The sequence below is a fragment of the Microlunatus sp. YIM B11417 genome, assembly GCF_059617205.1.
Map to the genome: position 1 here is coordinate 1390941 of NZ_JCAMPJ010000001.1, position 11656 is coordinate 1402596.

The following is an 11656-nucleotide window of genomic DNA, read 5'->3' on the forward strand; positions in this document are numbered from 1 at the left end:
TCGGTGGCGGGCTGGGGCGGCAGGTAGCCTGACCGGCATGGAACCGGCGGGGAGGGCAGCGCGATGACGGAGCGTTCGCTGCCGCTGGTCTTCAGCGCTCCTCGCCGCGGGAAGCCGCCGCGGCACTGGGCCGACCTGACCGCGGCCGAGCGGCGGGAGGCGGTCGAGGCCCTCGGCCACCGTGCCTTCCGGGCCCGTCAGCTGTCCGCCCACTACTTCGCCGGCCTGCGCACCGACCCGGACGAGTGGACCGACCTGCCGGCCGAGGTCCGCGACGAACTGGCCTCGACCTTCATGCCGCCGCTGCTGAACCGGGTCCACGAACTGACCTGCGACGACGGCACGACCGTGAAGTCGCTCTGGCGGCTGCACGACGGCGCGACCGTCGAGAGCGTCCTGATGCGCTACCCGGACCGCGCCACCATGTGCGTGTCCAGCCAGGCCGGCTGCGGCATGGCCTGCCCGTTCTGCGCGACCGGGCAGGGCGGGCTGCAGCGCAACATGAGCACCGCCGAGATCGTCGAACAGGTCGTCGACGGCGCCCGCCGACTGGGCCGCGGCGAGATCGCCGGCGGGCCCGGCCGGGTGTCCAACGTGGTGTTCATGGGCATGGGCGAGCCGATGGCCAACTACAAGGCCGTGGTCGGAGCCGTACGGCAGCTGGTCACGCCGACGCCGGACGGCCTCGGCATGAGCGCCCGCGGCATCACCGTCTCCACCGTCGGCCTGGTGCCGAGGATCCAGCAGCTGGCGACCGAGGGGCTACCGGTCACCCTGGCCATCTCGCTGCACGCCCCGGACGACGAACTGCGCGACGAACTGGTCCCGGTGAACACCCGCTGGAACGTCGACGAGGTCGTCGACGCCGCCTGGGAGTACGCCAAGATCACCAAACGCCGGGTCTCGATCGAGTACATCCTGATCAAGGACATCAATGATCAGGCCCACCGCGCCGACCTGCTGGCCAAGGTGCTGCGCCGCGGCAACTGGGGCTGGGTCCATGTCAACCTGATCCCCCTGAACCCGACGCCTGGTTCGAAATGGACCGCGTCGCGGCGTGAGGACGAGGAAGAATTCGTCCGCCGGCTGGAGAAGCGGGGCGTGCCCGTGACCGTACGGGACACCCGGGGGCGCGAGATCGACGGCGCCTGCGGCCAGCTCGCGGCTCAGCAGGCCTAGGAGATCCAGCGCGGATCGCCGCGGTTCCGACCAAGGCTTCGCGGCGGCTCGAGGCTGCCCGATCGGACGGCCCGCGATCAGCAAGGGGATCAGGCCGGGGACGACGGCGAACGCCGCGGTGGTCGCGGTGCCGAGCCCGAAGATGATCATGATCGGACAGCCCCGGTCGGTGCTGGCCTCAGGTCTGGGCGCGGTCCCGTTCCCCGGCGAGCCCGTGTTGCCTGCCGGTGCGGAAGCCGACGCTGAGGAGTTGCGGCTCGGGAGCGCTGCCGCAGCAGGCAGCGCTCGCGGCGCCGGTCGCGAGCTCCCCCTCGGCGGGCGGGTTGGAACTGCAGACGCCGGTCTCGGGCAGGTCGAGTTGCACCCGGGCGGCGGCGTCGTGGTCGCCGGCGAGGGCGGCGGCGATGGACCGGACCTGTTCGTAGCCGGTGGCGAGGAGGAAGGTCGGCGCCCGGCCGTAGCTCTTGGCGCCGGCGAGGTAGAAGCCGGGCTCAGGATGGGAGAGTACGGCCTCGCCGTGCGGCGGCACCGTGCCGCAGCTGTGGAAGTTCGGATCGATCAGCGGCGCCAGCCGGGCCGGCGCCTCGACCGCCGCGTCCAGGTCGAGCCGGACCTCCCGGAGCAGGTCGAGATCGGGCCGGAAGCCGGTGGCGTTCACGATCGCGTCGACCTGCCAGTCCCGGGCGCCGTCACGGGTGTCGGCCTCGACCGTGACCCGCTCGTCGGCCGCCGGTGTGAGTCGGCTGATGATCGCGTTCCGTACCAGCGTGATCCGGCCGGCCTCGACGGCCGCCTTGAGGCGGGTGCCGAGCCGGCCGCGGGCGGGGAGACCGTCGTCCTCCCCGCCGCCGTAGAGCCGGGCCGGAGTGCCGCGGCGGATCAGCCAGGTGATGGTGGTGCCGGCCTCCTGCTCGGCGAGCTCGGCCAGGGCGAGCAGGGTGTTCGCGGCCGAGTGGCCCATACCGACGACCAGCGTGTGCCGGCCGGCGAATCGGGCCCGGTCGGCGCCGAGGACGTCGGGCAGCGGGCCCGCGAGGGCACCGGCGGCTTCGACCTCGCCGGGAGCCGGCAGCCCGGCGCTGCCGAGCGGATTGGGACGACCCCAGGTGCCTGAGGCGTCGATCACCGCGCGAGCTTCGAGGTCGTGCACCTGCCCGTCGCGGACGGTGCGGACCAGGAGCGGATGGTCGTCCCGGTCGATGGTGCGGGTCTTGTCGATCCCGCTCCGGGACACACCGACCACTCGGGTCGACGTCGAGATCCGCGGCGCCAGCTCGGTGGTCGTGACGAGCGGCTCCAGGTACTGCTCGACGAGCTCGTGCCCGCTGGGCAGGGCGTCGAGGTCGGGCACGGTCCAGCCGGTCGGTTCGAGGAGCCGGCGGGCGGCGGCGTCGAGGTCGTAGCGCCAGGGCGAGAACAGCCGTACGTGGCCCCAGGAGCGGATCGCCGCGCCGACGGAGTCGCCCTGCTCGAGGACGACCGGGTCGAGTCCGTGTTCGAGCAGGTGCGCCGCCGCGGCCAGCCCGACCGCCCCGGCGCCGATCACCACGACCGGCAAGGAGGCGTGCTGGTTGTTCATGATCATGTTCCCTTCGCTTCGGTGAGCCGCGCTGCACCTGCCGTACGGCGGGCGAGCGCGTTGATGAGGTAGACGGCGTCGCGATGGACACCGCGGAGCGTGTTGGACGAGAAGGACCGCTGGAACTCCAAACCGAGGAAGCCCAGGCCGGGGTGCGTGAGGGAGAGCCCGTGCCGGTGCCGCGGCCGGCCGTCCGGGGCGAGGGCTCCGCTGCCCTTCAGATACGGCAGGAACGGTTGGTAACCGGTCGCGAGGATCACCGCATCGACCGCCTCGGCGGTGCCGTCGGTCCATCGGACACCCGTCTCCGTGAACCCGGAGAAGACCGCGCGCTGGTCCAGCCGGCCGGTGTCGAGCGCAGCCTGGTACAGCCCGGTGTCGAACACCGGCGTCCCCTTGATCAACCGGGCCAGGACCGACGGCGGCAGCAGATCCAGCTTGAGCAGGTGCAGCCAGTAGTGCAGGTCACGGCCGCCACGGACCTGAGGCACGAACTGCACCGGCGACCGTACCGCGAGCGAGACCCGCGCGGTCTCGGACAGCTCGTAGGCGACCTGGACGGCCGAGTTGCCGGCCCCGACGACGACCACCCGGCGCCCGGCGAACCGGGCCGGCGAGCGGTACTCCGCCACGGTCAGCACCTCGCCGCCGAAGGCGGCCCGGCCCGGAAATTCGGGACGGACCGGGTTGCCGAACGCACCGGTGGCCGCGATCACCGCGTCCGCGCCGAGCACGTCGCCGTTCTCCGTACGGACCTCGAAGCCGCTTCCGGCGGGGCCGACCTCGACGACCCGCGTTCCGGTACGAAGATCGAGGGCGAGCCAGTCCGCGTAGCCGGTCAGGAAGGCGGCGACCTCGTCGCGAGTCGGGTAGCGATCCGGCCGGCCCGGGAAGGCGTAGCCGGGGAAGCCGCTGTAGCCGGCCGGCGAGAACAACGTCAGGCTGTCGTAGTACCCCGGCCACGATCCGGCCGGCCGCGCGCCGGCCTCCAGGATGACCGGATCCCAGCCGGTGTCCCTGGCCGCTCGGCCGGCGGCGAGGCCCGACTGCCCGCCGCCGATGATCACGATTCTGCGCTTCACAACGACGAACGTATCGTAGAATCGAAATATGTCAATATGAGGGAATGAGGTAATCTCGTTCCTGGACCGAGGGAGGGGTGCCCATGACTGCCGGACTGGATGCAGCGACCGCCGCGATCCCGGGCAGCCTGGACGAACTCGACCTGGCGTCCGAGACGCACGAGTTCCTCCGCGCGCTGGCGAGTTCGACCCGGCAGCAGATCATGCTGTTGTTCGCTCGCGGCGCCGAGTTGTCGGTCAACGAGGTCGCCGAACGTGCCGGGATCGGCCAGTCGACCGCGTCCAGTCAGCTCGCGATCCTGCGTCGCGGTCGCGTCGTCACCTGCCGGCGGGACGGCAAGGTCGTGCTGTACCGGGCGGACCGCGAAGGAACCCAGGCTGCACTGGGTGATCTCCAGCGCTACCTCAGCATCTGCTGCTGATCGGGCTCGCGCCCGGCCGCCGCGGTTGGCTTGACAGAACCGGGCCCTCCGCGGTCTCATCAAGATGTGTTGATATCAGGTCAGGTTGATGTGATCAGGTTGCTCGCCGACCCGCTGCGCCAGCAGATCGTGGAGCTGCTGGCCGACGGCCCGGCCTGCACCTGTCACCTGGTCGAGGACACCGGGGCGAAGCAGCCGACCGTGTCCCATCACCTGAAGGTGCTCCGCGAGGCCGGGCTGGTCGAGTCCGAGCCGCACGGTCGATTCACCTACTACCGGCTGGTGCCGGAGGAACTCGACTCCGCCGCCGCCGAGCTGACCGCACTGGCCGATCGGGCGCGGAGCAGCGCCGGCGAACGGCGGGCCTGCTGATGTCGACGACGACCGCCACGGCACCGAAGGTCCTCGGTGGGCTCTCCGTCCTCGATCGCTGGCTGCCGGCCTGGATCCTCGCAGCCATGGTCGTCGGTCTGGTCGCCGGCCGGCTGGTCCCCGGCCTCGGCGGCTGGTTGGGTGCCGTCGAGCTCGACGGGGTCTCGCTGCCGATCGCGATCGGGTTGTTGATCATGATGTATCCCGTCCTGGCCAAGGTTCGGTACGACCGGATCGGTGCCGTGACGGGGGACCGGCGGCTGTTGATCGCCTCGCTGGTCCTGAACTGGCTGGTCGGGCCTGCCCTGATGTTCGTCCTGGCCTGGACGTTCCTGCCCGATCTGCCCGCCTACCGGACCGGGCTGATCATCGTCGGCCTGGCCCGTTGCATCGCCATGGTGATCATCTGGAACGACCTGGCCTGCGGTGATCGCGAGGCTGCCGCCGTCCTGGTCGCACTGAACTCGATCTTCCAGGTGATCGCGTTCGCCGGGCTCGGCTGGTTCTATCTCGCCGTGCTGCCCGGCTGGCTCGGCCTGCCGCAGGCCCAACTCGACGTCAGTCCGTTCAAGATCGCGCAATCGGTGCTGATCTTCCTCGGCATCCCGCTCGTCGCCGGGTTCCTCACCCGGCTGATCGGTGAGCGCGCCAAGGGCAGGAGTTGGTACGAGAACCGGTTCCTGCCCAAGCTCGGGCCGTTCGCCCTCTACGGCCTGTTGTTCACGATCGTGATCTTGTTCGCGCTGCAGGGCGACCAGATCACCAGCCGGCCGTTCGATGTCGCCCGGATCGCCCTGCCGCTGCTGGTCTACTTCGCGCTCATGTGGGGCGGCGGCTACCTCGTCGGCCGGCTCACCGGGCTCACGTACGAACGCACCACCACGCTCGCCTTCACCGCTGCCGGCAACAACTTCGAACTCGCCATCGCCGTCGCGATCGCCACCTTCGGGGCCACCTCCGGCCAGGCCCTCGCCGGCGTCGTCGGGCCGCTCATCGAGGTCCCGGTGCTCGTCGGCCTCGTCTACGTCAGCCTCGCCCTCGGCCGGCGATTCCCCCACGCCGCCCCGGCAACAGACTCGGGGACACCCACGGAGGTGCGTCCATGATCAACCTCGACCACGATCCGGGCAGCTACGACCGGATCGTCGACGAACTCAGCTACGACTACGACGGCGTCTTCTCGGCCGCCACCATCCGCCAGGCCGTCGACGATGCCCGTCGGGCCCTGGAGCCGAACGCCAAGATCCACATCTACCTGCCCGTCCTCACGGCGCGATTCGCCAGAGAGCAACTCACCGCCGCCGCCCAGGCCACCGGTTCTCAGCCGAAGACCGTGCCCGAACTGCTGTTCGTCTGTGTGCACAACGCAGGGCGGTCCCAGCTGGCCGCGGCCCTCGCCGATCACCTCTCCGGTGGCCGCGTGCACGTCCGCTCCGCGGGCTCCGCGCCGACCAGCGAGGTGAACCCGCTCGCGATCCAGGCGCTCGAGGAGCGGGGGATCCGGCTCACCGAGGCCTATCCGAAACCCCTCACCGATCAGGTCGTCCGCGCCGCCGACGTGATCATCACCATGGGGTGCGGCGACGCCTGCCCGATCTATCCGGGCAAGCGTTACCTGGACTGGAACGTCGCCGATCCCGACGGGCAGTCGCTCGAGACCGTCCGTGACATCCGCGACGACCTGACCCATCGGGTCACCGACCTCCTCCGCGAACTCGACCTCTGACAAGGAACCCGATGACCGCTGACAAGCCCTCCGTCCTGTTCGTCTGTGTCCACAACGCCGGCCGCTCGCAGATGGCGGCGGGCTATCTCAGCCACCTCGCCGGTGGGGCGGTCGAGGTCCGGTCGGCCGGCTCCGAACCCGCCGAACTGATCAATCCGGTCGCGGTGCAGGCCATGGCCGAGGAGGGGATCGACATCACCGGGCAGCGCCCCAAGATCCTCACGACCGATGCGGTCCAGGCCTCCGACGTCGTGATCACCATGGGCTGCGGCGACACCTGTCCGTTCTATCCCGGCAAGCGGTACGAGGAGTGGGAGCTCGACGATCCCGCCGGCCAGGACCTTGATCATGTTCGACCGATCCGGGACGACATCAAGGGTCGCGTCCACACACTGCTCGAGGAGCTGGGGGTTCCGGTGGCGCCAGGACGGTGACCGGGCCGGGTTCGAGGGTCAGGTCGCGGCGTGCACGACCGGCCAGACCTCGATGACTCCCTCGGTGATCGCGCACGGCGATTTGGAGGCGAGTTCGATCGCCTCCTCGAGCGACCCGGCCTCCAGGATCGCGTACCCGGCGACGGGCAGTTCGGTGCGCAGGTACGGGCCGGGGCTCGTCTCGACGCCGGCGGCGTTGTGGTTGCGGACCTGGACCGGCGAGCCGGCCATGCCACCGGCGACGATCTTGCCGTTGGCCTCCATCCAGGCGTCATGATCATGAGCCGCGTTGCGGATCTCGGGCGCGGTCCGCTCGTAGGCCGCGGGATCGCCGTACGCGATGGTGAGGAACTGCATCGGAACTCCTAGGGGTCAAGGGGGTGTGATCAGGCTTGCTGGGCCGGGCAGGCGAGTTCCACCTGCTCGGTGACGGTGGGGCGGACCGAGGGCCGGGGCACGGCAGTCCGGTGTGCCGGTCTGCGCTCGACCCGTCGTTGCCGCAGCAGGCGGCGGACCAGTCGCTCCCGGGAGCGAGCTTGGATCAGTTCGGTGTAGCGCTGGTTCGGCAGGTCTGGACTGGTCTGGCTGAACATCGTCGTACTCCTTGGTCGGGATGCAAATGGTTAGGCATGTACTTAACTATTGCAGGACCGAAACCCGTCAGTCAAGTACTTGGTTAACTAATGTCCTGATCCTGCGGCGCCGTCGTGCGAGGTGTGAGGATGTGGGGAACCATGGCTCGATCAGTGGCTGGAGGCCGACATGCGCATGCTGCACCTGGGACTCCGGGTCACCGACCTGGACCGCTCGCTCGCCTTCTACACCGCGCTCGGCTACCTGGAGGTCGGCCGGGTGCCGGAGACCGGGTTCGGCAGCCTGACGATGCTGCGCCTACCCGACGATCCGTACGTCAGCCTGGAGCTCGTTCACGATCCGGCACGGCCGGTCACCGACACGAGCGCGGTCAACCACCTCGTGGTGCAGGTCGATGATCTTGATGCCACGATCAGGGAACTCGCCGGCCGCGGCCTCGAGGCCGAGCCGCCCTCCGACCCGGGACCCCGCGTCTCCTGGCTGACCGACCCGGACGGCTACCGGATCGAACTGGTGCAATGGGCGCCGGGCCATCCGGCGGGCCTGACCGAGGCGGACTTCCGCTGATCTTTGCTCAGCGGCTGAGTCGTGACTCGGCCAAGGCCAGCTGCCAGTCGATCACCGAGGCGTTCCCGCGTCGGAGCGCTCGGGGCAACTGGTGGGACAACCAGAACGCCCAGAAGATCCGAAGGGTGTCGGGCGGGAGCCGATCCTCCAGAATCTCGTCCAGGAGGCGTGCTGCCGCGATCTCGACGTCGCCGGGTGCGGCGTTCTGGACGAACCATTGTCGGTCGAACCGGGTCTGCACCAGGGCAAGGTGGCGATCGCCGCGGTAGACGCCGAGATTCCAGTCGACCACGGCGGTAGGGCGGTCCTGATCATCGAAGAGGACGTTGGCCGCGCTCAGGTCGACGTGGACAAGATCATCACCGCCGAGCCGCTCCTCGTTGGCCGGGTCGGTCGTGACCCGGAGGATCTGCTCGACCGCCTCGCGGATCCGGTGATCGTGCCGAGGGGCCAGGTCCAGCATCAGGTACGGATCGGTGTCCGTCGGGCGGAACCATCGCGTCAACGGTGGCACCTGGGGAAGATCGGCCAGGGCCTCCGCGAACCGGTCGTTGATCGCGACGATGCCCCTGATGCGATCCAGTGTGAGTCCCGTTGCTGCGGCCTTGGGCAGTCGCTGTTGCACGAAGACCGCCCGATCGTCGAGCTCGACGACGAGCTCGTGCCGTGGCACCGGAAGTCCTTGCGTGTGAAGGAGGTTCAGGACGTCGGCCGTCTGCCGTGCGGCCGGCTTCGAACCTTGGAACGTCGTCACCACGGCCGGGCGCCCGTCCGGCCATTCGGCGTACACGGCTCCGCCTTCCTTGCCGTGTTCCGATCGTCCGCGCACGACCAACCCGGCACCGGTGCTCCGATTGATCATGGCGATCAGTTCGGTGTCGTCCAACGCAGCCTCCTTCGGGCACGGATGCCGGGACTGCCATCATGGTGCTCATGCGGCTGATCTTGTGGGACGTCGACTCCACGTTGCTGAGAGACCACGGTCGCTGCTACGGCGCGTACGCGACGGCCTTCACCGCACACACCGGCCGAGAGTTCATGGCCTCGGTCTCCACCAGCGGCCGTACCGACCGCTGGATCACCAGCGAGGTGTTCAGGTCTCACGGCCTTGCGCCGGTGCCCGAACCCCAGGGGTACGAGGCGTTCTTCGCCCGCTATGCCGCCGAGGTCGCCGCGTTGCCGCCGGGGCCGGGCCCCTCGGTCGCGCTGCCGGGGGTGGCCGACCTGCTGGCCGCGCTGCAGGCCCGCGATGATGTGGTGCAGACGCTCGTCACGGGAAACATCGCGCCCGTTGCCCGGGCGAAGATCGCCAATGTCGGCCTCGACGGTTGGCTGGACACGGCCATCGGCGGCTACGGCGATGATCATGAACTCAGGGCTGAACTGGTGCGAGCAGCCTGCACGCGGGCCGAGGCGGTCCACGGGCCGTTCGCGGACGTTCTCGTCGTCGGCGACACCGAGCACGATGTCGCGGCCGCCCTCGACTGCGGTGTGGTCGCCGTCGCGGTCGCGACCGGCAGCGTCAGCGCCGCGGACCTGGTCGCCGCCGGCGCCCATCACGTCCTGCCGGATCTCTCGGACACCGCTGCCGCGCTGGCCGTGCTCGGGCCCTGATCGCAAGCCTGGCGTCGTCATGACTTCACGTAACCGCGGGCCTCGATGATCTTGCCGCCGCGGATGCGGAGCAGGTTCACGCCGCGGATCCGGTCGGCGGCGCCGTCGCCCCAGTGCAGCAGCCAGGGCTGCACGGCCAGCTCGCCGCTGAGTTCGGCGGCTTCCGGGGAGAACTGCAGGGTACGGTTCGCGGCGAGCTCGGACCAGCGGGCCAGGCAGGCCGCCCGGCCGACGCGCCGTTCGCCGTCCGGAGCCGGGCCGGAGTCCTCGATGACGCAGTCGTCCGCGATCAGGTCGTTGAGCAGGGTGGGGTCGTGCAGCCGGAAGGCCTCGTTGTAGCGGTCCAGGACCTCCTGCGTGCTGCGGCCGGTGTCGGCGGCGAGGGGGACTCCGCCGGTCTTGCTGTACGCGAGCGCTTCGGTGATCTTGCCGTCGCTGACCCTGATCAGGGTCACGCCGCGCACGGATTCGGCGCCGAAACGGAGACGCCAGCGGATCGTTCCGTGCTCGCCGCCGACGGTGATCTGCTCCGGCTCGAACCGGCTGTCGCGGTCTTCGGCGAGTGCGCGCCAGAACTCCAGGCAGGCAGCGCGGCCGACGGTACGGGCACCGTCCGGAGCCGGCTGGATGGCTTCCATCACGCAGTCCTCGGCGACGAGTTCGGTGAGTGCGGTGTGGTCGTGGTCGGTGAAGACCCGGTTGAAGAGTTCGATCACCTCGGCGGTGGTACGGCTGGCCATGGCAGGCTCCTTCGAAGAAATAGACCAATCGATCTACTCGAGGTTATAGACCAATCGGTCTATCGGTCAAGGGGTGGCGTCACGAACACACGGACGGCCCGTCGGGCCGCCGAATCGATCATCGGCAGCAGGCGCCGCCGCCGCTAGGGTGGGCGTCATGACGACTCCCTATGACGTGATCGGACCGGTGCCCGGGTTCCAGCTGACCAGTGATGATCTTGCCGACGGTGCGGTGCTCGGGCAGGCTCAGGTGAGCGGGCGGATGGGTGCCGGGGGAGCGGACCGGTCCCCTCAGTTGTCCTGGTCGGGTTTCCCGGCGGAGACGAAGTCGTTCGTGATCACCGTCTTCGATCCGGACGCACCCACCACGAGCGGGTTCTGGCACTGGGCCGTCGCCGATGTGCCGGTGGGTACGACCTCGCTGCCGACCGACGCCGGGGCCGAGGGCGGCGCGAACCTGCCGACCGGGGCGTTCCAGTTGCGCAACGACGCCGGCTTCGCCGGTTACGTCGGTGCGGCGCCGCCCGCGGGGCACGGTCCGCACCGCTACTACGTCGGCGTGCATGCGGTGGGTGTCGAGTCGCTCGGCATCCCGGCCGAGGCGAGTTGCGCCTATCTCGGCTTCAACCTGTTCTCGCACAGCGTCGGCCGCGCCGTGATCATGGGCACCTGGGAAGCCCGCTAGAGCCGCTTCGCGATCCTGGCCGACTCGGGCCAGCCGGACGGGCCGAGCAGGCGGACCAGGTAGTAGTCCAGCAGGGCGGCGGCATCGGCCGGCTCGCGCTGGCCGATCACCACATCCGTGCCTAGCCCGATCGCGGTCGACCAGAGCAGTTCGGCCTCCTTGATCGGCTCGATCGTGCCGCGCCGTTTGAACAACTTCGTGATCAGGCTTGCGGTGAACGGGTAGAGCTCGGACAGCCCGTCGCCGCGGATGATCTTGGCCACCTGCTCGTCGTGGATCGAGCGGGTGAAGTACACCAGTTGGACCCGGAGCGCCTGCCGGGTCTCCTCCTCGAACCCGAGCACCTCGGTCAGGCACTCACGCAGGATGTCGGCGGTGGCCGGGTGCTCGCCGAGCGCCTGGACTCGCCGCTCCACCCGCCGGCCGGCCCGGGTGGTGATCAGGGCCAGGGCATACCGCAGCATCTCGTCCTTGGTCCCGAAGCTGCGCTGCACCCGGCCCAGTGACACCCCCGCGGCCTGCGCCACCTCGCGCAGGCTGACCGATTCCAGGCCCCGTTCGGCGGCCAGTCGCCAGACCGCCTCTGCCAGCTGTTCCCGCTGCGCCTCGTGGTCGATCTGCTTCGGCACGTCCACCAACCTTTCCGATTCAGTCGTATTGAA

16 protein-coding genes are annotated in these 11656 nt (G+C 69.8%); 9 read left to right on the top strand and 7 right to left on the bottom strand.

The window, feature by feature from the left end:
* Positions 1-63: 63 nt before the first annotated feature.
* Positions 64-1179 (top strand): dual-specificity RNA methyltransferase RlmN, encoded by a 1116-nt coding sequence (gene rlmN / locus AC6CCG_RS07005; protein ID WP_496653761.1) that lies wholly within the window; start codon positions 64-66, stop codon positions 1177-1179.
* Between the two features lie 178 nt (positions 1180-1357).
* On the opposite strand, the gene AC6CCG_RS07010 is transcribed toward rlmN, so the two are convergent.
* Entirely contained in the window at positions 1358-2764 is a 1407-nt protein-coding gene (locus AC6CCG_RS07010; protein ID WP_496653762.1) for an FAD-dependent oxidoreductase, read from the bottom strand.
* Positions 2761-3840: a flavin-containing monooxygenase gene (locus AC6CCG_RS07015; RefSeq protein ID WP_496653763.1), complete on the bottom strand. Its 1080-nt coding sequence runs from the start codon at positions 3838-3840 to the stop codon at positions 2761-2763. Before AC6CCG_RS07015 ends, AC6CCG_RS07010 begins: the two co-directional genes overlap by 4 nt.
* Before the next feature lie 83 nt (positions 3841-3923).
* On the opposite strand from AC6CCG_RS07015, the gene AC6CCG_RS07020 reads away from it, so the two are divergent.
* From AC6CCG_RS07020 to AC6CCG_RS07040, 5 genes are all read left to right on the top strand, one after another.
* The gene (locus AC6CCG_RS07020; RefSeq protein WP_496653764.1) at positions 3924-4262 is read left to right on the top strand and encodes an ArsR/SmtB family transcription factor; all 339 of its coding nucleotides are present in this window, start codon (positions 3924-3926) and stop codon (positions 4260-4262) included.
* A 90-nt stretch (positions 4263-4352) separates the two neighbouring features.
* The gene (locus AC6CCG_RS07025; RefSeq protein ID WP_496653765.1) at positions 4353-4634 is read left to right on the top strand and encodes an ArsR/SmtB family transcription factor; all 282 of its coding nucleotides are present in this window, start codon (positions 4353-4355) and stop codon (positions 4632-4634) included.
* On the top strand, positions 4634-5740 hold the full coding sequence (arsB, locus tag AC6CCG_RS07030) for an ACR3 family arsenite efflux transporter (protein WP_496653766.1): 1107 nt from the start codon (positions 4634-4636) through the stop codon (positions 5738-5740). The genes AC6CCG_RS07025 and arsB overlap by 1 nt, the downstream gene beginning before the upstream one ends.
* Entirely contained in the window at positions 5737-6360 is a 624-nt protein-coding gene (locus AC6CCG_RS07035) for an arsenate reductase ArsC (RefSeq protein ID WP_496653767.1), read from the top strand. The genes arsB and AC6CCG_RS07035 overlap by 4 nt, the downstream gene beginning before the upstream one ends.
* 11 nt (positions 6361-6371) lie before the next feature.
* Entirely contained in the window at positions 6372-6794 is a 423-nt protein-coding gene (locus AC6CCG_RS07040) for an arsenate reductase ArsC (RefSeq protein WP_496653768.1), read from the top strand.
* Positions 6795-6812: 18 nt separating this feature from the next.
* Here AC6CCG_RS07040 and AC6CCG_RS07045 read toward each other — a convergent pair whose 3' ends face one another.
* Together AC6CCG_RS07045 and AC6CCG_RS07050 are read right to left on the bottom strand one after the other, a co-directional pair.
* Positions 6813-7151, bottom strand: a complete 339-nt coding sequence (locus AC6CCG_RS07045) for a YciI family protein (RefSeq protein WP_496653769.1) — start codon at positions 7149-7151, stop codon at positions 6813-6815.
* A gap of 29 nt (positions 7152-7180) precedes the next feature.
* On the bottom strand, positions 7181-7387 hold the full coding sequence (locus AC6CCG_RS07050; RefSeq protein WP_496653770.1) for a hypothetical protein: 207 nt from the start codon (positions 7385-7387) through the stop codon (positions 7181-7183).
* 169 nt (positions 7388-7556) lie between these two features.
* Between AC6CCG_RS07050 and AC6CCG_RS07055 the strand changes: the two genes are divergently transcribed.
* On the top strand, positions 7557-7955 hold the full coding sequence (locus AC6CCG_RS07055) for a VOC family protein (protein ID WP_496653771.1): 399 nt from the start codon (positions 7557-7559) through the stop codon (positions 7953-7955).
* A gap of 7 nt (positions 7956-7962) precedes the next feature.
* Here AC6CCG_RS07055 and AC6CCG_RS07060 read toward each other — a convergent pair whose 3' ends face one another.
* Positions 7963-8841 carry a phosphotransferase gene (locus tag AC6CCG_RS07060; RefSeq protein WP_496653772.1) on the bottom strand — a complete coding sequence of 293 codons (879 nt, stop codon included), beginning with the start codon at positions 8839-8841 and terminating at the stop codon, positions 7963-7965.
* A gap of 38 nt (positions 8842-8879) precedes the next feature.
* On the opposite strand from AC6CCG_RS07060, the gene AC6CCG_RS07065 reads away from it, so the two are divergent.
* On the top strand, positions 8880-9569 hold the full coding sequence (locus tag AC6CCG_RS07065) for an HAD family hydrolase (RefSeq protein WP_496653773.1): 690 nt from the start codon (positions 8880-8882) through the stop codon (positions 9567-9569).
* Between the two features lie 17 nt (positions 9570-9586).
* On the opposite strand, the gene AC6CCG_RS07070 is transcribed toward AC6CCG_RS07065, so the two are convergent.
* Positions 9587-10309, bottom strand: a complete 723-nt coding sequence (locus tag AC6CCG_RS07070) for a nuclear transport factor 2 family protein (RefSeq protein ID WP_496653774.1) — start codon at positions 10307-10309, stop codon at positions 9587-9589.
* A 157-nt stretch (positions 10310-10466) separates the two neighbouring features.
* On the opposite strand from AC6CCG_RS07070, the gene AC6CCG_RS07075 reads away from it, so the two are divergent.
* Entirely contained in the window at positions 10467-10994 is a 528-nt protein-coding gene (locus AC6CCG_RS07075; protein WP_496653775.1) for a YbhB/YbcL family Raf kinase inhibitor-like protein, read from the top strand.
* Here the strand turns inward: AC6CCG_RS07075 and AC6CCG_RS07080 are convergent.
* Positions 10991-11623, bottom strand: coding sequence for a TetR/AcrR family transcriptional regulator (locus AC6CCG_RS07080; protein WP_496653776.1), 633 nt, complete (start codon positions 11621-11623; stop codon positions 10991-10993). The two genes, AC6CCG_RS07075 and AC6CCG_RS07080, sit on opposite strands and share 4 nt — an antisense overlap.
* Positions 11624-11656 lie beyond the last annotated feature (33 nt).